The following is a 20,188-nucleotide window of genomic DNA, read 5'->3' as shown; positions in this document are numbered from 1 at the left end:
GGAGTCAAGTCCATGGCATTTGGCGATATCGAACGATGGATGTGGGCAGACGCTTGCGATCTCTTGGCTCGTGCGGAACGTCTACACCGTCAATTTTTCACGCCTCTTGCCGTCGAAGGTGCAATCGGTTGGTCGCCGCCCGTCGACCTGTATGAGACGGAAAGCGAATTCATTGCACTGATCGCATTGCCGGGCGTGACTCCGGGCGATGTCGAGATCAGGCTCATGGGGCGGACGCTTGAAGTGCGTGGGCATCGACGACTGCCGGCATTGGTCAGAGGCGCGGCCATTCATCGGCTTGAGATTCCTCAGGGACGTTTTTTGCTTCGGTTCACGCTTCCCGAGGCGGCCGCAGCGCTCGAGGCGCAGGGGTTTGAGGATGGCTGCCTCCTTCTCCGTCTCGCCAAATCGGCACAAGGCGCAAAAAGATGAACGAACAAGTCTCGCCATCAGGCCAAAGCAGCACCAAGCTTCCGCCGGGCGCGCTGATCTTGCTGCCCGTGCGCAACATGGTGCTGTTTCCCGGCGTCGTGATGCCGCTGACGGTGGGGCGGCCGCGCTCCCAAGCAGCCGCACAGGAGGCTTTGCGCGGCGAACGCCCGATCGGCGTCGTGCTGCAGACCGATCCGGCTATCGACGAGCCTGGCGACGAGCAGCTTCATCGTATCGGCACGGTCGCGGAAATCCTGCGCTACGTGACGGCGCCGGACGGCACCCATCATCTGATCGTCCGCGGCACGCGCCGGTTTCGCATCCAAAGCGTCTTGCCAGGACATCCCTTTCTGGCCGCGCAGGTGGAGGAAATCGGGGAATCTGAAGTCCTCACGCCGGAAATCGAAGGTCGGATGCAATTGCTGAGACAGCGGGCGCACGAGGCCATGCAGCTCTTGCCGAACGTGCCGGCGGAGCTTGTCGCGGGCCTCGACGGAGTTCAGTCCGCCTCGGCGCTCTCCGACTTCGTCGCCAACTTGATGGACATCAAGCCTGCGAATAAGCAGGACATCCTCGAAACATTCGACGTCAAAAACCGTCTCGACAAGACAATTCGGTTCCTGACCGAGCGGATTCAAGTGCTCCGCATTAGCAAGGAGATTGGCGAGCAGACGCAGGAAACACTCAGTACGCAGCAACGCGAGCATATCCTGCGCGAGCAGATGCGGCAGATCCAGCGTCAACTCGGCGAATCCGACGATCGGTCCGCGGAGCTGGAAGAATTGAAGCGCGCCATCGAAGCGGCCGGAATGCCGAAGGAGGTCGAGGATCAGGCCAAGAAGGAGCTGCGGCGTCTCGAACGGATGCCGGACGCCGCCGGCGAGTACTCGATGATCCGTACCTATCTCGACTGGCTCATTGAATTGCCGTGGGCAAAGCTTGCCGAGGAGAGAATCGACATTCCAGAAGCGCGCCGCATCCTCGACGAGGATCACTACGATCTGGACAAAGTCAAGAAACGCATCCTCGAATACCTCGCGGTGCGCAAGCTCAATCCAGATGGCAAGGCGCCTATTCTGTGTTTCGTCGGCCCGCCGGGCGTCGGCAAGACCTCGCTCGGACAAAGCATCGCACGGGCGACCGGCCGTCCCTTCGCGCGCCTGAGTCTCGGCGGCGTTCACGACGAGGCCGAAATTCGCGGTCACCGCCGCACGTATATCAGCGCGCTTCCCGGCAACATCATTCAGGCCATTCGCAAGGCGGGCGCCCGCAATCCGGTCCTGATGCTCGATGAGATGGACAAACTCGGCGCCGGATTTCACGGCGACCCGTCATCGGCCCTCCTCGAAGTGCTCGATCCCGAGCAGAACCTTACGTTCCGCGACAACTATTTGGGCCTGCCGTTCGATCTGTCCAAAGTCCTGTTTATTGGAACAGCCAATGTTCCGGACAGCATCCCCGGTCCGTTGCGCGACCGCATGGAGATGATCTCGGTCCCCGGTTATACGGAAGATGAAAAACTGCAGATCGCCAAGCGCTACCTCGTGAAGCGACAGCTCGATGCCGCCGGGCTGAAGCCCGAGCAATGCGAAATCTCCGACGAAGCGCTGAGGGGGATAATCCGGTATTACACGCGAGAGGCCGGCTGCCGCAATCTGGAGCGGGAAATTGGCGCGCTATGCCGCCACGCCGCGATGCGGATTGCCGAAGGCAAGGATACCTCAGTCAAGATTGGCGAGGCGGACCTGGCAACGATTCTCGGACCTCTTCGCTTCGAGGACGAGGTCGCGATGCGCACCAGCGTGCCGGGCGTCGCCACCGGACTTGCTTGGACGCCGACCGGCGGCGACATCCTGTTCATCGAGGCGGCGCGTGTGCCTGGAAGCGGCAAACTCATTCTGACGGGACAACTTGGCGATATAATGAAGGAGAGCGCGCAGGCCGCGCTCAGCCTTGTCAAATCGCGCGCCGAGTGCCTCGGTATCGATCCAGCCCTGTTCGAAAAAGCCGACGTCCACGTGCATGTGCCTGCAGGCGCGATTCCGAAGGACGGCCCGAGCGCGGGCGTCGCCATGTTCATCGCGTTGACCTCGCTGCTTACCGGCCGTACGGCACGAAGCGACACCGCGATGACAGGCGAGATTTCGCTTCGTGGACTGGTTCTTCCGATCGGCGGCGTCAAGGAAAAGGTCCTCGCGGCCGTGCGGGCCGGCATCGAAACGGTCATGCTTCCCGAACGAAACAAAAAGGATCTCGAAGATGTCCCTTCTGATGCGCGGCAACGGATTAAATTCGTTTGGATGAAGACCGTTGACGATGCTGTCGCCGCAGCACTTGAACCGCCTAAGGAGAAGTGACGCAAGTGTCGACAATGCTGGAATTCGTCGTCACGGCTTTCGTTACATTCTTTGTGGTGATAGACCCACTCGGGATTCTCCCGATCTTCATGGCTTTGACCGGAAAGAAAAGCGTCGCTGTCCGGAAGAAAATTGCAGCTCGTGCCGTCATTCTCGCTGGCGTAATTTTGATCGCGTTTGCATTCGCCGGCGATATTGTTTTTCGCTTTTTGGGAATAACCCTTCCGGCGTTTCGAATTGCCGGAGGCCTATTGCTTCTGCTGCTTTCGATCGACATGATTCTTGTGCGTCCAAGTGGTCTGCGGACCGCGACCAAAGCTGAAGAGGACGAGGCTGAGGAAAGCACTGACGTAGCGGTTTTTCCGCTTGCGGTTCCACTGATTGCTGGCCCCGGCGCAATGACCTCCGTCATTCTTATAATGGGAAAGGCAGGCAGCGATTTCCTGATTCAGCTAATTGCAATGTCTGCTCTCATCTCTGTGTTGCTGCTTTGCCTGTTGGTATTCATCTTTGCGTCGCGACTGATGACAGTGCTCGGAGTAACTGGCGTCAATGTTATAGGACGCGTTTTCGGCATCGTACTTGCAGGGCTCGCCATTCAATACATTCTGGACGGTTTTGCGGCGTACATTACGATACTCAAACCGTTTGGCGCGTGACGAAAATCGTAAAGGAAGTGAGGCAATGACAACAACCTCGGAAACGAACTCGATACAGGATATGCTGTGCACCCTCTCGGGCAACTAGTGGATGTTTGTGCGCCGCGGCGTGCTGGCGCTGATGATCGCGGCGCCTGCTTTCTTAACGCCGGCGGAGTTGTTTCTGGCTCTGACACTGGTGTTCGGCGCGTTCTCCTTCGCCGCCGGCGTGTTCGGCCCGGTCGCCGACGTCTGCAACATTCGCAAGGCCGAGCGCTCGGGCTGGCTTATGTCCAGCGGCATTTTGGGGTTTGGGAATCGCCACGGGCGTGGTCGCGGCCGTCTCGCCCTTCGATGCGACGCTGGTGCTCGCGACATTCCCTTGGGCCAGCATCACCTTCTGGTGTGTGTGTTCCGGCGTCCTGGAAATCGTGGCAGCGATGCACCTGCGATAAATCAAGGGTGAGGTCTAGCTCATCCTCAGTAGAGCTTCTCTCGGTCATCTTCAGTGTCGTTCTGACCTGGATGCTACTGACAGGCCCGCTGGAGACCTTTCTTGCGCTCGGCTGGCTTCTCTGCTTCTACGCCACCTTCTTCGGAGCAATGATGATTCTGCTCGGCCTACGGTTGCGCCGCGCGAATCACACAGAATACGACAAAGCTCCCGGCATCTATCAGCGGACTGGAATATGACGCGCTCGGGGAAAACCGGGCGGCCCACCGGCGATGACGACGATTTCACCCATTGGGACGAGACGATCTTCGATCGCTGCTTAAGGGCCGGCTTCAATCCCTTCGGCAGCGGTCCGACACCAGTCTTTCTGCGACAGGCAGACCAAAAAAAATGCTTCGGGAAGCCCAATGTTCCGCGGAAGGACGGTTGCGACCGCGACCATCATCAATGACTTAGAGCCAATCTGCTGTCAGTCGGTCTGCAGATCGATTGCAGGCTAAGAATCAGTCATGGAATGTCGAAATAGGCGCTTAGCTTCATGCAAAGCCTTTTTTCTCTTTCGGTCGTTCTGGTCGCCGCAGCCGCTGTTGCAGCCGGTCTGTGCGCTCGAATGCGAATTCCAACGCTCCTTGGTTATCTTCTCGCCGGCCTCATGATTGGTCCGTCAGTCGGGAGGCTCGTGCAGCCGGGTGAAGCATTGACGTTTCTGGCCGAGATCGGCGTCGTTTTGCTGATGTTCACGGTTGGCCTCGAACTATCCGTCGCCGAACTTTGGGCCACACGCTGGCGTGTTCTGTCTGCCGGTGGGCTGCAGTTCACTTTGGCTGGCGTTGCGTTCGGGGGGGTGGCGTATTCGCTTGGCGCCTCTGCAAGTGCGGCCAATTATCATTGGCGCTGCCGCGGCCGTGTCTTCGACAGCGATATGCGCCAAGCAATTGGCCGATCAAGGCGAGCTTACCACGCGCCATGGCCGCATCAGCATGGCGGTTCTGCTATTCCAGGACATTTCAGCCGCTCCCTTTCTAGCGGCGCTTCCATTGCTGGCTAGTCGGACCGGGGCCGGCGCCCAGATTGCGATTGAAGTGGTTCGAATCTCGGCGATTCTCGGCATCATCATCCTGATGGGAAAACCGATACTTCACCGATTGCTTGAATGGGTTGCGCGTCGCGGCCATGCTGAAGCATTTCTGCTCGCCTCGATCTTTCTCGTTCTAACGACTGCATGGATAAGCCATCACCTGGGTATTTCTCCGGCTTTGGGCGCTTTTATCGCCGGCCTCGTTTTAGGCGAGAGTGACTTCCGGCATCGCATTGAAGACGACATTCGTCCATTTCGTGATTTGATGGTTGGATTGTTCTTTATTACGACCGGCGCTCAGCTCAATCTGAGTATGATTACGCAATCGCCGCTTAACGTGCTGCTTTGGCTGTTTCTGCTTGTGCCCGGAAAAATGATGATAAATCTGCTTGCGTTACGAATTGCGAGACAAAGTTGGATCGATGCCGGACGGGGCGCAATTATTCTTGGTCACAGCGGCGAATTCGGATTGCTCCTCATGAGTCTGGGACTCAGTGTAGGCATTCTGCCCGCGACCATCGGCCAGCCGGCAATGATTGCAATCGCAATATCTATGGCGATGGCACCGCTGTTAATTCGTGAACATGATCGGTTAGTACAACTTCTATTTCACGCTAACCTGCGGCAACATCAGCCTCAGCTTGAAGAGCTGGAAGGATTTAATCAATCGAAGGGATTACAAAATCACGTGCTGGTTTGCGGCGCTGGATCTCTTGGTCGGATCGTATCGAAGGCGCTCTCAAAAGCCGGGATACCGCATCTCCTGTTCGAGACACGTTACGAGCCATTTTTGCAAGCGAGAGAGATGAGATTGCCGGTTATTTTCGGTGATTCGAGCCGGATCGCCACTCTGGAAGCGGCTGGTGTGGAGCGCGCCCGGGCGGTTGTCGTCACCTTTCACCAGCACCGACCGGCACTTCGGATACTTCGCGCATTGCGGCATCGCTTTCCGCACTTGGCTTTAATTGTCAGTGCGAGAACGGAAGTATTAGCGGAAGATCTCGTAGCCATCGACAATATCACCGTGTTCCATGAGCATGTTGCCGCAGGGCTAGCCCTTGCGAGGCAATGTTTGCTGGAAGTTGGATTGGCTCGCGATCGCCTTGAGGCGCTTTTCTCACAATTACATCGGGAACTCCAAGACGATTGAACATCGAGCGGGCTGACCGTGCAACTGAATAGGACATGGTGCTAGCTTGCGATACGGCGTCGAGTCCGCAGACAGGTGTCATGGAGAGTCTTGACGTGGTGGAAAAGCGCATAACAGATGCTGCTTCAGCAACGTCCACGCCTCTTCCGCATCGTCCGCGAACATAAAAAGGCTTGTGTCCTGAGGCGCGATCAAGCCTTCCGACACCAGAACATCAAGATTTAGTAGCGATCGCCAATAAGATTGATCGAAAAGAAGAATTGGGATCTGCGAAATTTTGGCGGTCTGCTTCAGCGTGAGAATCTCAAACATCTCATCCAGCGTGCCAAATCCTCCTGGAAACACCACAAGCGCATTGGCTCGCATGGCAAGATGCATTTTCCGGATCGCAAAATACTGAAAGCGGAATGTTAGCTCTGGCGTCGAATAGGCGTTGGGCTGCTGTTCGTGAACGAGCGTGATGTTAAATCCGATGGAAGGCGCACCGGCATCGCAAGCGCCTCGATTGGCGGCTTCCATCAAGCCCGGTCCTCCGCCGGTTGCAATCACGTTGTCGCGAACCGGGCCATTCGACGTCTTCGCACCGGCAAGTTCCGATACGATGCGAGCGAATTCGCGAGCCTGCCGGTACCAGGCTATATGTCGAGGAGGCCCATTTTCGTGCACGCGCGCGCTACCGAACACCACCACGGTTGAGCGGACGCCCCACGTGCGAAGAGCCTCTTCCACTTTTGCGTATTCGAGCTGAAGCCGGATGCCGCGCGTCGACTCGCCAAGAATGAAGTCCTGGTCGAGCGCGGCGAGCTGGTAGGTCTGGGACTGGAGCTGCCGTCTGTTGTCGGCAGGGGTCGTTTGTGCCGCCATTGGGGGGTCCTTCGAGGTGACATAGTAAAATCCGCGCTTTCGCGGCTGCCGGGCCTGGATATCCAGTTGCCGCCTCAGAAAATCGGACGCAGAATGCTGATCGAATGAACGGAATCTTGATACCCGTCAACGTGATCGGGCACGCAAGATGGTTGAAGAGCAGGCGACGCTATGAAATCGGGCTAGGCATCTGACAATCGATCAGAGTCGTCCCCGGAACGAGAGGAGAACGTGATGGCGAAGGCGATCGGGATTGACCTGGGGACGACCAATTCATGCGTTGCCGTCATGGAAGGCAATCGGGCGAAAGTGATTGAGAACGCCGAAGGCGCGCGCACTACCCCCTCCATGGTGGCCTTTACCGATACGGGAGAGGTTCTTGTTGGGCAACCCGCCAAGCGGCAAAGCATCACGAATCCCGAAAACACGATCTTCGCGATTAAGCGCCTGATCGGTCGCCGCTACGACGACCCAATGACGCAGAAGGACAAGAGCATGGTGCCCTATAAGATCGTTCCGGGCCCCAATGGTGACGCCTGGGTGGAGGCCCGTGGCAAAAAATACAGCCCAAGCCAGATCAGCGCATTCATCCTCACGAAAATGAAGGAAACCGCGGAGGCTTACCTTGGCACCAAGGTGACCGAGGCTGTCATCACGGTTCCCGCCTATTTCAACGATGCCCAGCGCCAAGCCACCAAGGACGCAGGACGAATTGCGGGACTTGAGGTGCTGCGGATTATCAACGAACCGACGGCGGCAGCATTGGCCTATGGTCTCGAAAAGAAGGGCACTGGCAAGATCGCGGTGTACGATCTTGGCGGCGGAACCTTCGACATTTCAGTCCTTGAGGTTGGCGACGGAGTATTCGAAGTCAAATCGACGAATGGTGACACTTTTCTAGGAGGCGAAGACTTCGACAAACGGATCATCGATTACCTGGCGGATGAGTTCAAAAAGGAGAACGGCATCGATCTTCGGGGCGACCGGCTCGCCCTCCAGCGTCTGAAGGACGCCGCCGAGAAAGCCAAGATCGAGCTGTCAAGCGCGACGCAGACCGAGGTCAATCTGCCGTTCATCACCGCGGACCAGCACGGTCCGAAGCATCTCACGATCAAGCTTTCCCGCGCCAAACTAGAAGCATTAGTCGACGACCTCATTCAGAAGACGGTGCCGCCATGTCAAGCGGCACTTAAGGACGCCGGCATCGCGGCCTCTCAAATCGACGAGGTCGTTCTGGTCGGCGGCCAAACACGTATGCCGAAGGTTCAGGAGACGGTACAGAAGCTGTTTGGGCGCGAACCGCATAAGGGGGTCAATCCCGATGAGGTCGTGGCGGTCGGTGCGGCGATTCAGGCGGGCGTTCTGCAAGGCGATGTCAAGGATGTTCTTCTTCTCGATGTGACGCCGCTTTCGCTCGGCATCGAGACGCTCGGGGGCGTCATGACAAAGCTCATCGAGCGCAACACGACCATTCCGACCAAGCGCAGCCAGGTATTCTCGACCGCCGAGGACAACCAGACTGCGGTGACGATTCGCGTGTTTCAGGGCGAGCGCGAAATGGCGGCTGACAACAAGCTGCTTGGACAATTCGATCTGGTCGGAATTCCGCCCGCCCCGCGAGGACTGCCTCAGATCGAGGTCACTTTCGATATCGATGCCAACGGCATCGTCAACGTCTCCGCCAAGGACAAAGCCAGCGGCAAGGAGCAAACAATTCGCATCCAAGCTTCCGGCGGCCTGACAGAAGCGGACATCCAGCGCATGGTCAAGGAAGCGGAGGCGCATGCGGAGGAGGACAAGCGCCGCAAGGAGCTGGTCGAGGCCCGCAACCAGGCGGACGCTACAATTTACGGCGCGGAAAAACGTCTCCAAGAGATCGGAAATCAGGTCCCGGCCGACGTGAAGACCGCGGTCGAACAGGCCATTTCAGCCGCCAAGGAGGTCATGGCAGGCGAGGAGATAAATCGCATCCGACAGGCGACGGAAAAGCTCGCGCAAGCGGCAACGCGGCTGCAGCCAGCAGGCGGCGGGGCCGGTACATCATCTGGTGCGTCCGGTTCGCCGGATTCAGACGTTGTGGATGCCGAATTCGAGGAAGTGGACAAGCGAAAATCCGGTTAGCCGCGAAGCTTAGTTCTTAACAACGCGCCGACAGAACGAGAGTGCTGCCATGCAGATTGAGAAATATACTGACCGGCTCAAAGCGCTGGTGCAATCCGCGCAATCGCTCGCGCTAAGAAGCGGGCATCAGCAACTCACGCCGGTTCATGTGCTGAAAGCGTTGCTGGACGATGAAGACCGTCTAAGCCTCAATCTGATCGATGCCGCTGCGGGCGCCGGGGCCAGTGCCCAGGTTAAACAAGCGACCGAACAGGAGCTGCAAAAGCTGCCAAAAGTCGAAGGCAGCGGCGCCGGCCAGATTTATCTCGCTCCGGAGACGGCGCGGTTGTTCGACCAGGCCGAGCAGTTGTCGCAGAAGGCCGGCGATGCCTACGTCACCGTCGAATATATGCTGCTGGCTCTGACAATGGCGAGCGGCGCTGTTGGCGATCTCCTTAAGCGCGCGGGTATCACGCCTCAAGGGCTCAACAAGGCTATCGGCGATATCCGCAAAGGACGGACCGCGGACACGGCGTCGGCCGAACAAGGTTACGACGCGCTCAAGAAATACACTCGCGATTTTACCGAGGAAGCACGCCAGAATAAACTCGATCCGGTCATTGGTCGCGACGAGGAAATTCGGCGGACGATTCAGGTTCTTTCTCGGCGCACGAAGAACAATCCTGTGCTGATTGGCGAGCCGGGCGTCGGAAAAACGGCGATCGTGGAAGGCTTGGCGCAGCGCATCGTCAAGGGTGACGTGCCAGAAGCTTTGAAAAGCCGTCGATTGCTGGCGCTCGATCTTGGAGCGCTGCTCGCGGGAGCCAAATATCGAGGTGAATTTGAAGAGCGCCTCAAGGCCGTGCTGCAGGAGCTTAGCAGCGCGGGCGACGTCATTCTGTTCATCGACGAGCTCCACACCTTGGTCGGCGCCGGCAAGGCGGAAGGGGCGATGGACGCCTCCAACATGCTCAAGCCGGCGCTTGCTCGCGGCGAACTGCACTGCATCGGCGCAACGACGCTCGATGAGTACCGAAAGCATATCGAGAAGGACGCGGCGCTCGCTCGGCGCTTTCAGCCGGTGTTTGTTGGCGAGCCGTCGGTCGAGGAGACAATTTCCATTCTGCGCGGCCTTAAGGAAAAATACGAGGTCCATCACGGCGTGCGCATTACCGATGGAGCGATTGTAGCCGCCGCGACCTTATCCAATCGCTACATCACCGATCGATTTTTGCCCGATAAGGCCATCGATCTGGTCGATGAGGCGGCTAGTCGCGTCCGCATGGAGGCCGATTCCAAGCCGGAGGAAGTCGACGAAATCGACCGCCGCATCATTCAGCTTAAGATCGAACGCGAGGCTTTGAAGAAAGAGACGGACGAGGCATCGAAGGAACGTCTCAAGAAAGTCGATCAGGAAATCGCCGAACTGGAAAAGAAATCGGCCGATCTCACCTCGATTTGGAAGGCGGAGAAGGAAAAACTCGCCTCGGTCCAAAAGATCAAAGAACAACTCGATCAGGCGCGTAGCGAGTTGGAGAGCGTGCAGCGGCGCGGCGATCTAACGCGCGCCGGCGAGCTTATGTATTCCATTATCCCGCAGCTTGAAAAGAAACTTGCCGAAACTCCTGCGCAAGGACGGATGTTCAAGCAGGAGGTGACGGCCGAGGAGATCGCGGAGGTGGTGTCGCGGTGGACCGGTATCCCGGTCGATAAGATGATGGAGGGAGAGAGAGAGAAGCTGCTCCATATGGAAGACAAGCTACGCGAGCGCGTCGTTGGGCAGGATCAGGCAATTGTCGTGGTCGCGGATGCCGTGCGACGCGCGCGGGCCGGTCTTCAGGATCCGCACCGGCCGATCGGCTCATTCCTGTTCTTGGGCCCCACCGGCGTCGGCAAGACGGAGCTTTGCAAGGCGCTTGCAGAATTCCTGTTCGATGACGAGCAGGCGATGGTTCGCATCGACATGTCCGAATACATGGAAAAGCATTCGGTAGCTCGGCTTATCGGCGCGCCTCCAGGCTATGTCGGCTATGAGGAAGGCGGTTCCCTGACTGAAGCCGTCCGCAGGCGCCCGTATCAGGTGATCCTGTTCGACGAGATTGAGAAGGCACACAGCGATGTTTTCAATATCCTGCTGCAGGTGCTCGACGACGGGCGGCTCACCGACGGACAAGGCCGCACCGTCGATTTCCGCAATACGATCATAGTGCTCACCTCAAATCTGGGGGCCGAATATCTGGCCGCGCTTCCTGAGGGACAACCGGCCGAGGCCGCGCGCGAGCAGGTGATGGAGGTTGTGCGGCGTTCCTTCCGGCCCGAGTTTCTCAACCGGCTCGACGAGATCATCTTGTTCAACCGCCTCGGCCGCGGTGAAATGAAGCGGATTGTCGACATCCAGCTTCGGCACCTGCAGTCGCTGCTGGCGGATCGCAAGATCACGCTCGAAGTGGACGATACCGCGAAGACATGGCTCGGCAACACCGGTTACGATCCCGTGTATGGAGCGCGGCCGCTGAAGCGCGTTATTCAGCGCCAGCTCCAGAATCCGCTCGCCAGCATGCTGCTGTCAGGAAAAATCAAAGACGGAGATAAAGTGAAAGTCACTGTGATCGATGGAAAGATCGCGATCAATGGGACGATCCTGGCGCAGGCGGCATGAGGCAATCGCACTTATTGAACGAGCCAATCAAAGGATGGATTGTATGAGCGACGACGGTCCCAAGAGTGATATTCTCGCAGCCGTACGGGTACGGGAAGTAGTCGGATTAGTTAAAAGCCGGGATACGCTGGACCGTTTGGTTGATGAGCTAACAAATGCTGGCTTTGATCGGGCCGATATAGATTTAATGGCAAGTCGTACGACCATCATGCGCGAGTTAAAGGTATACTACAATGATCCTGTTGCAGCAGCAGAAGTATCGGATGCGCCACGCCGTGATCTAATCAAGACAGACGACAAGGTGTCGACGACGGCTCTTGTCTTCGGAACGCTTGTGACAATTGGTACATTGGGCGCGACTCTGCCTATTGTGGCCTCCGGCGGCGCCTTAGCTGCGGTTGCGGCTGCCGCACTTGCAGGAGGCGCAACAGGCGCAGGCTTGGCCGGCATTTTGAGAACTCGCCTCCTTTCGTCCGGAGACGGTGTTGATCTTGAAGACGAGCTGCGCCTCGGGGGCATTGTGGTTTTGGTCCGCGTGCGTAATCCGGAGGCAGAGGTTAAAGCGCAGCAAATCATGCGGCGTCATGGGGTAGAAAAAATTCATGTGCATGAAGTCGAACTGAAGAAGACCTTGGCAGATATTCCGCTGTCTTCAATCAATCCGGACCCTTGGCTTGGAGAAGATCATAGCCTCCCGCGGTAAGCTGCATCGGCTGGCTTACTGTCGGATACAAGTGGGTGAAGCCAATGTCCTCGCCGCATAGCAAAGACGATGAAATTCTCGCGACGGAGGCCACCGACGTCGCAACGCTGCTGTCCGAAAATGCGGCACTGAAGGATCGCCTACTGCGCGCGCTGGCCGACGCGGAGAACGCGCGGCGCCAAGCGGATCGCAGGTCTGAGGATACACGGAAGTTTGCTATCGCGGAATTAGCGCGCGAGCTGCTGCCGGTTATCGATAACCTTCAGCGCGTGCTCCAGGTGAAAAACGCGACATCGTCCCCCGATAACGATGCCCTGGTAAAGGGTGTTGAGTCGACGTTGAGAATGTTTCTCCAGACGCTAGAGCGATTTGGCGTCAAGAAGATTGCTGCATTCGGACAACGATTTGATCCATCTCTGCATGAGGCGCTGATGGAGGCGGACGACGACACACATCCTCCGGCAACGGTAATGCAAGTCCTTGAGGATGGTTATATGATTCATGATCGTCTGTTGAGACCAGCACGAGTTGTTGTGTCAAAGCGGCGCCTGGCGACGAACCAGAAGTCTGCGCCTCAGGACTGATACAGCATGGCTGCGGATCGGGGTCATAATCGCTCCAAGGGATGGTCGAAGCTGCCTGGCACCGAAATGGCGGTTCCAGGAGGTGTTCCACCGGCGCTCATATACAAAGCCGAACGTGCGGTGACCCAGTCTGCTCGGGGTCGGCGACGTTGGATACTGGAGTTTGAACGAAGTGCTAGGCCGTTCATCGAGCCGTTGATGGGGTGGACTGGAAGCAGCGATCCGTTCGCTCCGATTCGTCTTGAATTTCCCGACTGTGAAAGTGCCGTCGATTTTGCGGAAAAGAATGGTTGGAACTATCGGCTTATCGATCCGCCAACTCGTCCAGGCCGGAAGCGTTAACGCATCGATTCGCGAGAACCCTGATGATCAAAGATGTGATTACTTGGCTTGACGGAAGTGTTTCGGATGAGGTTCGCCTGGCCGCGGTCCTCGATATCGTCCGGCAGTTTAAAGGTTACGCAACAGGCTTGTTTTTCAACATATTGCCGCCACCTCCAGCACCGATCGATGGCGACCTCACAGGCGCGGTAGGCATCGCAGCGCTGATGGACCAGGCGCGCGCCTCCGGCGGAAAGATGGAAAACGTCATCGCCGACCGATTAAAGCGGTACGACGTGACCATCGAGCTTCGCAGGTTCGACATTCTGGCATCAGACATTGCAGATGTTGCCGTTCGCGAAGCCAGGTTCGCCGACACCTTCGTTTTGATCAGACCCAACGGCTCACAAGATCCCGACCGTCTCGTCGAGGGACTCCTTTTTGGATCAGGCCGTCATATTTTTTTGGTCCCCGAAGTCGAACGCCCGAAATCCATTATTTTCGACCGGATTCTGGTCGCGTGGAACACGAGCCGCGAATCGACGCGGGCTGTGGTTGAAGCAATGCCGTATTTGCGGATAGCTAAGGAGGTGTCGGTCGTGATGGTTGCCGACGAGCCCGGCAAAGAGATGGAAGGAACCGCGGGCGACGCGATCAAGAAGCATTTGAAGCATCATGGCATCGCAGCGGAACTCCATCGAGTCAAATGCCGGAACGGTAATGTAGGCGAAACATTGCTCGCGGAAGCCAAGAAAAAGAGAAGTGACTTGATCGTTCTAGGCGGATACGGCCATACTCGCCTTCGCGAGATGCTTCTCGGCGGCGTGACTTATCATTTGATGCACAATTCGCCGGTTCCGCTTCTCATGGCGCATTAATTAAACCTAATGCAAATTGTATTTAGGAAGTTAAGAGGCGGTCGAAGATTACATATTCACGTTGGAGGAACAGGCGATCTAACGTTCAAGAACATAGGTGCCCGGCGCATCGGCAATTGGGGCAAGGCCGATTGCCGTGTTCCCAAGTAGCGGTGGCGCGACCCGCCCGGTCGAGTGACGAGCCAGCCAAGACTGCCACGTAGGCCACCAGCTCCCTTCAAAGCGGGGTGCGGTCGTCATCCATGTTTCCGGATCAGTATCGCGATCGGCTATATTTTTTGTCGCCATCTGGAAACTGCGGTTCTTGTGGCCAGGTTCACTCACGATACCGGCATTGTGACCGCCTGTCGTAAGCACAAAAGTGACGTCGGTATCGGTCAAATGGTGGAGTTTGAACACGGACCGCCAAGGCGCGACATGATCTTTTTCTGTTCCAACCGCGAAAATCGGAACTCGAATGTCCGTCAGGAAGATCGTCCGACCGTCAACTTTATAGCGGCCGCTGGCAAGATCATTGTCCAGATAAAGGCGCCGGAGATATTCAGAATGCATGCGATAAGGTAGTCGGGTCGCGTCGGCGTTCCATGCCATCAGGTCGTGCATTGGCGGCCTTACGCCCAGCAGATAACTGCGCAGCGCGCGCGACCAGATCAAATCGTTCGACCGAAGCAGCTGGAACGCGCCGGCCATCTGATGCGTATCAAGATAGCCCTGTTCCCATGTCATGCTCTCCAGGAACGAAACTTCGCTTTCGCTGATGAACAAGCCGAGCTCGCCCGGATCGGTGAAATCGACCAGCGTCGCCAGCAATGTGAGGCTTGCGAGCCGATCGACTCTATTTCGCGCCATCGCGGCGGCAGCGATCGCCAATAATGTCCCGCCAAGGCAATAACCGACCGCGTGCGTTTTGCGATGATCGCAGATTGCGTCGATTGCCCCGAGTGCAGCGACAATGCCAAGTTCGCGATAATCGTCCATGCCAAGGTCGCGATCAGATCCGGTTGGATTTTTCCATGAGATCATAAAAACCGTATGCCTGCGCTCGACCAAATATCGAACAAGCGAATTATGCGGGGAAAGATCGAGGACATAGTATTTCATGATCCATGCCGGAACGATAAGTACGGGTTCGGCATAGACATCATCGGTAGTCGGCGAATATTGAATGAGCTCGATCAGGCGATTGCGATAGACTACTTTGCCCGGCGTAACAGCGACGTTCACGCCCACTTTGAATTGCTCCGCCCCGACCGGAGGCCTGCCGCCGACCAACCGCAGCCAATCCTCGTGGAAATGCTGCATCCCCCTGACCAGATTCAATCCGCCCTGCTTAATTGTAGCAGTGCTGACCTCCGGATTGAGCCATGCAATATTTGAAGGCGATACCACGTCGAGGAGCTGGCGAGTGACGAATTCGACCACCCGCTCGTGATGTTTGTCGAGTCCGTCGACGCCGGTGGTGGCATTGTGCCACCATTGCTGATGCAGCAAGAAGTTCTGATAAATCAATTTGTGCGGCCACTGTTGCCATTCCACGGCAACGAAACGGTCATCCTGCGGAAGAGGATCGATACAGGGCGATGGGTTGGATGTACTCATACATTGCATCCAATACAACCCGATTCGGCCCGCCTTCCGCCATGCCTTCTCGACAAGCTGCGCCTGTTTCCCCGGCGACATCCAAAGATGCCCAAGCCAATCAAAGTATGCCTCTGAAAGCCCAACCGGGCTTATGCCGGCGGTAAGCCGCCCAATACGAGCTCGAAAGACGCGATCGATACTGCGCCAGGCAACATCGGATACTCGATCCGTATCTTGGCTTGCATCCGCAAGATGTGTTTGCATATCCGTCTTTAAGCCCTCTTTCCTCACCGAGGCGCCACCCTCACGCGAAGGCGCCTTAATCATGTCGGTCATGACTTGCGTCCTAATAAGTATCAGATCCTTGTCATCTAGGATATCGCAGCTGCTCTCAGTGAACCAAATTTCGATCTGGTTGAGCCAGGAGGCCCGGGTCGGCGTGAAGTGGATGTGCACGTTGGGATGCCGCTTGAGCCAGCGGTCGTTCTTCAGCTTGTGAGTGTTGAGATTGTCGAGGATAACATGGATTTGCCGCTTCGGCTGCTCGGCCACGATCCGGTTCATAAAGTCGAGGAACTCGATGCGCCGGCGGCGGCTATAGTGCTTGGCGCGGACCTCGCCGCTGGCAATGAGGGCCGCGAACAGCGCCGTGGTGCCATGCCGTGTGTAGTCGTGCGATTGGCCAGTGAGTGCCCGCCCGTTGGGCAGCTACGGAAATCCGACGCCCTCTTGGCCGCCGCCGTCGCCGGACCCCGGCTTACTGGCAAGAATCCCTGCATGGATGTCGGTCGCTGACGCGTTGTTGCTTCTGCTTTTCTTCGCGAGGGGAAGATGAGGCGCGCCTTTGGCCGATTATCGTTCGCGACAGCGCTCCGATTGAAGCTGTCATCGTCGCGGTAACCGAACAGAATCACGAGCGACCTCGGCAGAAAGCGCGGCACATATCGGAGGGGCGCGGCTCGGATCGATTATGTAGTCAATCAATTCCTTCATCGTTTCCGCGCGAGCCACTGCGACACCGCGTTGGCGAGCGGCATGGCGGGCATGACGAGGAAGAACGACTGCACGATCGCCCACTGGTATGTGTCGTAGGGCGGTGGCAGCGCGGGGATGCCCATCCCGCAGCCTCCCTTGGCGGGGATGCGTCCAAAGCCCCATGACGCCGGGCACATTGAGTCCACCATCACCAGCCCGAAATGCACCGAGGCGGTCACGCCGGCGATCAGGATGATGAGCTTTGCGCCCCACCAGGAATTCTGCGCAAGCTTCATTCGGTTGGTTTCGACCTGCGCGTTGAGATAGGCGCGGAAGGCTTCAAGATCGATCGTGGCGCCGTGGCGGAAGCCCTCAAGCTCGGCGTTGGCGCGCTTGACCTGCCAGTCGAGGAACTTTCCCGCGAGGCCGGGGATCGCCGAGAGGACCGCGAACAGAAGATTGAGCATCAGTCGCGCCTCCCGACCGGCGTTGTCGTCTGGACCCGCAGGAGGATGTTGGCCACGTTGAAGCCGAGCAGCGTCCAGGCGGCGGCCTGTGGCGTCATGATCGATTCCCAGAGCGGGAACGAGGCTGCGTATTCGACGATCTGACCCGCCGCGATCAGAGCGGCGGGAATCGCGTTCACGATGACGGTGCGCCATCCCTTCAGGCGATTGAGCCAGCCGTTGATTTCGGCGCGCCAGTACCATCCGGCCGTCGCGATGACGGCGAGAGCGATGATGACGACGATCATGGTTGTTCTCCTTCTTCGGCCGCGCCCGCCCGGTCGGCGGTCGCATTCTCGTTGACTTCGATCGGTGGAAGATCGGCCGACGTCCTGCGGCGCCAGGCGCGGATGACCGCGATGGCGAGCGCGACCGCGATGGCGGCGGCGGCGATGGCGAATGCCCATTCGAGCGCGCCCCAGCCGGAGCCCGCGCCTGTTGCGGCGACGGTGGCGGTCGCGGCGCCCGCCCCGGCCGCGATCTCAGGCAGTGGCGCAGGCTTGCCGGCAACGCGATCGGCGACTTCGGAATCCAGGCGACATAGCGCCCACAGCACCGGCATGGTGCCGAGCTGGGTATCGACGTGCGCGGCATCGAACACGCCGTCGCGGACATATTTGCCGCGCGTGTAATGGTTCGAACCGGCCCAGACATAGGGGCTGTTTATGCCCCGCCGGATATAGCCGAAGCCGTTGAAGCGCTCGCTTTCGTAGCCGATGCGTTCGACCGGCCAGTCCTTGATCGCGTGCAGGCCCTTGAGGCGCAGCGCGTCGATCGCCGCTTCTTCCCACGTTGCGAACGGACCGCGGCCGGCCGGGACGAGCCGCGTGCGCGTGCCCTTGCCGATGATGTGCTCGCCGTTATGGAGCACCCCGGCGAAGTTGCAGGACGACTCGCGCAGATGCAGCAGACCGATGAAGAACCATGGAACGCCGGTCTGCCGTTCGACCGCGAGATAGCGCGCGCGGCCGGCGAGGATACGCTGCGCGGCGGCCTCGCATTCGGCGGCGCGCGTAACCTTCATGTCGCGCCACAAATTGCGATATCCGGCCGCCATGGCCGGGAAGGTCAGGGTCATAGGTCTTCTCCTGAAACGACGAAGCCCGCGCGCGGCGGGCTTTCGTTGAGAATGCGGGGATGTGCGTGACGCCGTTCAAGCCGGCGGGTGCTTCTGCTCGATCACGCGGTCGATCTTCTTCTCGATCTTGTCGAGGTGGCTCATGATGCGGCCTTCGAGATCCTTCATGCTGGTCGCCGTCACGAAGCTCGTTGCGACCAGAAGCTTGTAATTGGCGAGTTCGTCTTTCAGGGCACGCAGGGCGGCGTCGGTTTCGTTGCGGTCATGGAAGCGCAGCCAGAACAGAGCGCTGACCAGCGGCACGCCGATGACGGTGATCCACCATTGCAGGTCCATGGCCGTCCTCATGCCGCTTGTTTGAGGCTGTCGATGACGAGCCGCACCGCGATCACGGTCGCATCCTGCAGATCGCGCCGGTCCTCGATCCGGCTGTGCATCGTGCCGGCGATCAGCCGATTGTCGATCCCGGCCTGCGATCCGTTTTCGCGATAGAGCTTCTGCCGCCCGATCGGGCCGGACGCCTGATAGAAATTGACGACATTCTTGATCGTATCCGGCACGGCGTTGCCGCCGGATGCCATCAGCGACGGATTGCACCACCACCATTTCGACGGATCGAACGCGACGAGGAGCGGCAGGCGCGGGCCGCCGCCGGCGTCGCGCAGGGACCGCGCGACCGCGAGCGCGGCGGTGACGCCGAAGGAATGTCCGATCATGACCGTTGGATCGCGCCAGCCGCGCAGGGTCTGCGTCCAGCGCCGCCAGGACGCATAGTCCTCATAGGCGCAGTAATCGACGCCCTCGACGCGTTGCAGCCGCATGAGGATGGTCTTGAGCCCGGCGGAAAACACGGCGCCGCCGAGTCCGCCGAAGGCGATGACGTTGATTTTCTGCATTGGTCTTCGCGCCTCATGTGTGGTCGGAAAAAGCGAACCGGCCGCCGCGCTCCGCGCAGGACGGAAGGGCGGGCGCGACGCGGCGGCCTTGCGGGGGCTGTGCTCAGTGGGTCGATGATGCTTCGGCGCGCGATCGGCTCAGGTGATCTGCTCGATCCAGAAGCGGGTGATGTTCGCCGAGGCGTAGCCGTCGAGCGACGAGAACTTGTGCTGTAAGCGAAGGGTGTCGCCGGCCGTCAGCGAGATGATGCCTTCGGTGCAGATGACGATCTTGCCGCTGTTGCCCGCGTTGTTCGAGGCCGACGATGCCGAGGGCAGCACTTCGGTCGTGCCGTTCTTGAGCAGGCGGCCATGCATGGAGGTGGGCAGGTTGGTGCCGTTCTGCGTCCAGCCGAGGGAATAGCCCAGCTTGTAGAGCCCGGTGCTCGGCGCGGTGAAGACGTTGGAAGCAAAAGCGTTCGCGGTGTCCAGATCCTCGTTGTTGATGTCGGTGTTAACGTAGGTCGTCGCGGCGTAGTGGTCGTAGTTGATATAGGCGGAAAGCTTCGCCATGGCCGGGAAGGAGACCTTGCCGGTCGCCTTGTCGATCGACAGGCCGGTGTGGAAGGCCGATCCGTCCGGCGAGACCTTGATCGTGAAATTGTCATCCCCGAGCAGCCCGAACAGCGCCCGCGTGCTGAAGCCGTCCTGGAAGACGAAGCCCGCATCCTTCGCGGCGGCGCTTTTGTTCAGCGTGACCCGCAGATCGCCCGATCCGGGCGTCACGTCATCATGACTGAAGAGGATGGCGTCGGATTTGACCGCGAGCCGGTTCGTCGTATCGGCCGCGGTGAGAATACCGAGCTTGGGCAGCGTGCCGTCGACGGCACCGACGAGCGTGAGGCATTCCAGGCCAGTCCCGGACGAGACATCCCAGAAGGTTAGCCCCCCAGTT

At 58.6% G+C, this 20,188-nt stretch carries 19 protein-coding genes and 2 pseudogenes; 12 read left to right on the top strand and 9 right to left on the bottom strand.

The window, feature by feature from the left end; translation table 11 throughout:
- Nucleotides 1-12: 12 nt before the first annotated feature.
- From ACK41X_RS06325 to ACK41X_RS06300, 6 genes and pseudogenes are all read left to right on the top strand, one after another.
- Complete coding sequence (locus ACK41X_RS06325) at nucleotides 13-432, top strand: Hsp20/alpha crystallin family protein (protein WP_409720393.1); 420 nt, start codon at nucleotides 13-15, stop codon at nucleotides 430-432.
- Nucleotides 429-2,789 (top strand): endopeptidase La, encoded by a 2,361-nt coding sequence (lon, locus tag ACK41X_RS06320; RefSeq protein ID WP_409720391.1) that lies wholly within the window; start codon nucleotides 429-431, stop codon nucleotides 2,787-2,789. Before ACK41X_RS06325 ends, lon begins: the two co-directional genes overlap by 4 nt.
- Nucleotides 2,790-2,803: 14 nt before the next feature.
- Nucleotides 2,804-3,448, top strand: coding sequence for a MarC family protein (locus tag ACK41X_RS06315; RefSeq protein WP_409720389.1), 645 nt, complete (start codon nucleotides 2,804-2,806; stop codon nucleotides 3,446-3,448).
- 91 nt (nucleotides 3,449-3,539) lie between these two features.
- Nucleotides 3,540-3,893 carry a DUF308 domain-containing protein gene (locus ACK41X_RS06310; protein ID WP_409720387.1) on the top strand — a complete coding sequence of 118 codons (354 nt, stop codon included), beginning with the start codon at nucleotides 3,540-3,542 and terminating at the stop codon, nucleotides 3,891-3,893.
- Nucleotides 3,894-4,419: 526 nt separating this feature from the next.
- A pseudogene (locus ACK41X_RS06305) lies at nucleotides 4,420-4,725 on the top strand (cation:proton antiporter); the annotation flags it as partial.
- Nucleotides 4,726-4,738: 13 nt separating this feature from the next.
- Nucleotides 4,739-6,109: a cation:proton antiporter gene (locus tag ACK41X_RS06300; RefSeq protein ID WP_409720385.1), complete on the top strand. Its 1,371-nt coding sequence runs from the start codon at nucleotides 4,739-4,741 to the stop codon at nucleotides 6,107-6,109.
- 78 nt (nucleotides 6,110-6,187) lie between these two features.
- On the opposite strand, the gene ACK41X_RS06295 is transcribed toward ACK41X_RS06300, so the two are convergent.
- Nucleotides 6,188-6,973, bottom strand: a complete 786-nt coding sequence (locus ACK41X_RS06295) for a TIGR00730 family Rossman fold protein (protein ID WP_409720383.1) — start codon at nucleotides 6,971-6,973, stop codon at nucleotides 6,188-6,190.
- A gap of 234 nt (nucleotides 6,974-7,207) precedes the next feature.
- On the opposite strand from ACK41X_RS06295, the gene dnaK reads away from it, so the two are divergent.
- Genes dnaK through ACK41X_RS06265 form a run of 6 tightly spaced genes read left to right on the top strand, consistent with a single transcriptional unit; the run spans nucleotide 7,208 to nucleotide 14,218 of the window.
- A complete protein-coding gene (gene dnaK, locus ACK41X_RS06290; protein WP_409720381.1) occupies nucleotides 7,208-9,094 on the top strand; it encodes a molecular chaperone DnaK in 1,887 nt (628 codons plus the stop codon).
- A 49-nt stretch (nucleotides 9,095-9,143) separates the two neighbouring features.
- Nucleotides 9,144-11,732 (top strand): ATP-dependent chaperone ClpB, encoded by a 2,589-nt coding sequence (clpB, locus tag ACK41X_RS06285; protein WP_409720379.1) that lies wholly within the window; start codon nucleotides 9,144-9,146, stop codon nucleotides 11,730-11,732.
- A 43-nt stretch (nucleotides 11,733-11,775) separates the two neighbouring features.
- Nucleotides 11,776-12,435, top strand: coding sequence for a hypothetical protein (locus ACK41X_RS06280; protein WP_409720377.1), 660 nt, complete (start codon nucleotides 11,776-11,778; stop codon nucleotides 12,433-12,435).
- A gap of 44 nt (nucleotides 12,436-12,479) precedes the next feature.
- Nucleotides 12,480-13,019 (top strand): nucleotide exchange factor GrpE, encoded by a 540-nt coding sequence (locus tag ACK41X_RS06275; RefSeq protein WP_409720375.1) that lies wholly within the window; start codon nucleotides 12,480-12,482, stop codon nucleotides 13,017-13,019.
- A 6-nt stretch (nucleotides 13,020-13,025) separates the two neighbouring features.
- On the top strand, nucleotides 13,026-13,361 hold the full coding sequence (locus ACK41X_RS06270) for an NADH dehydrogenase ubiquinone Fe-S protein 4 (RefSeq protein WP_409720373.1): 336 nt from the start codon (nucleotides 13,026-13,028) through the stop codon (nucleotides 13,359-13,361).
- Between the two features lie 23 nt (nucleotides 13,362-13,384).
- Complete coding sequence (locus ACK41X_RS06265; protein ID WP_409720371.1) at nucleotides 13,385-14,218, top strand: universal stress protein; 834 nt, start codon at nucleotides 13,385-13,387, stop codon at nucleotides 14,216-14,218.
- Between the two features lie 78 nt (nucleotides 14,219-14,296).
- On the opposite strand, the gene ACK41X_RS06260 is transcribed toward ACK41X_RS06265, so the two are convergent.
- The 8 genes and pseudogenes from ACK41X_RS06260 to ACK41X_RS06225 form a co-directional block, all read right to left on the bottom strand.
- Nucleotides 14,297-16,063 (bottom strand): PHA/PHB synthase family protein, encoded by a 1,767-nt coding sequence (locus ACK41X_RS06260; protein WP_409720447.1) that lies wholly within the window; start codon nucleotides 16,061-16,063, stop codon nucleotides 14,297-14,299.
- 129 nt (nucleotides 16,064-16,192) lie between these two features.
- Nucleotides 16,193-16,507, bottom strand: a pseudogene (locus tag ACK41X_RS06255) (transposase); the annotation flags it as partial.
- A 281-nt stretch (nucleotides 16,508-16,788) separates the two neighbouring features.
- Entirely contained in the window at nucleotides 16,789-17,241 is a 453-nt protein-coding gene (locus ACK41X_RS06250) for a hypothetical protein (protein WP_409720369.1), read from the bottom strand.
- Nucleotides 17,241-17,528 (bottom strand): hypothetical protein, encoded by a 288-nt coding sequence (locus ACK41X_RS06245; RefSeq protein WP_409720367.1) that lies wholly within the window; start codon nucleotides 17,526-17,528, stop codon nucleotides 17,241-17,243. Before ACK41X_RS06245 ends, ACK41X_RS06250 begins: the two co-directional genes overlap by 1 nt.
- Complete coding sequence (locus ACK41X_RS06240) at nucleotides 17,525-18,358, bottom strand: hypothetical protein (protein ID WP_409720366.1); 834 nt, start codon at nucleotides 18,356-18,358, stop codon at nucleotides 17,525-17,527. Before ACK41X_RS06240 ends, ACK41X_RS06245 begins: the two co-directional genes overlap by 4 nt.
- 75 nt (nucleotides 18,359-18,433) lie before the next feature.
- Nucleotides 18,434-18,694 carry a hypothetical protein gene (locus ACK41X_RS06235; protein WP_409720364.1) on the bottom strand — a complete coding sequence of 87 codons (261 nt, stop codon included), beginning with the start codon at nucleotides 18,692-18,694 and terminating at the stop codon, nucleotides 18,434-18,436.
- An 8-nt stretch (nucleotides 18,695-18,702) separates the two neighbouring features.
- Nucleotides 18,703-19,254 (bottom strand): hypothetical protein, encoded by a 552-nt coding sequence (locus ACK41X_RS06230; protein ID WP_409720362.1) that lies wholly within the window; start codon nucleotides 19,252-19,254, stop codon nucleotides 18,703-18,705.
- Between the two features lie 138 nt (nucleotides 19,255-19,392).
- On the bottom strand, nucleotides 19,393-20,188 hold a 796-nt coding region (locus ACK41X_RS06225), incomplete at its 5' end, for a hypothetical protein (RefSeq protein ID WP_409720360.1).

Source organism: Pseudorhodoplanes sp. (assembly GCF_046289595.1).
In the GTDB taxonomy this organism is placed as follows: domain Bacteria; phylum Pseudomonadota; class Alphaproteobacteria; order Rhizobiales; family Xanthobacteraceae; genus Pseudorhodoplanes.
The sequence above is the reverse complement of the archived record's forward strand: the minus strand, read 5'-3'. Positions and strand labels throughout refer to the sequence as shown.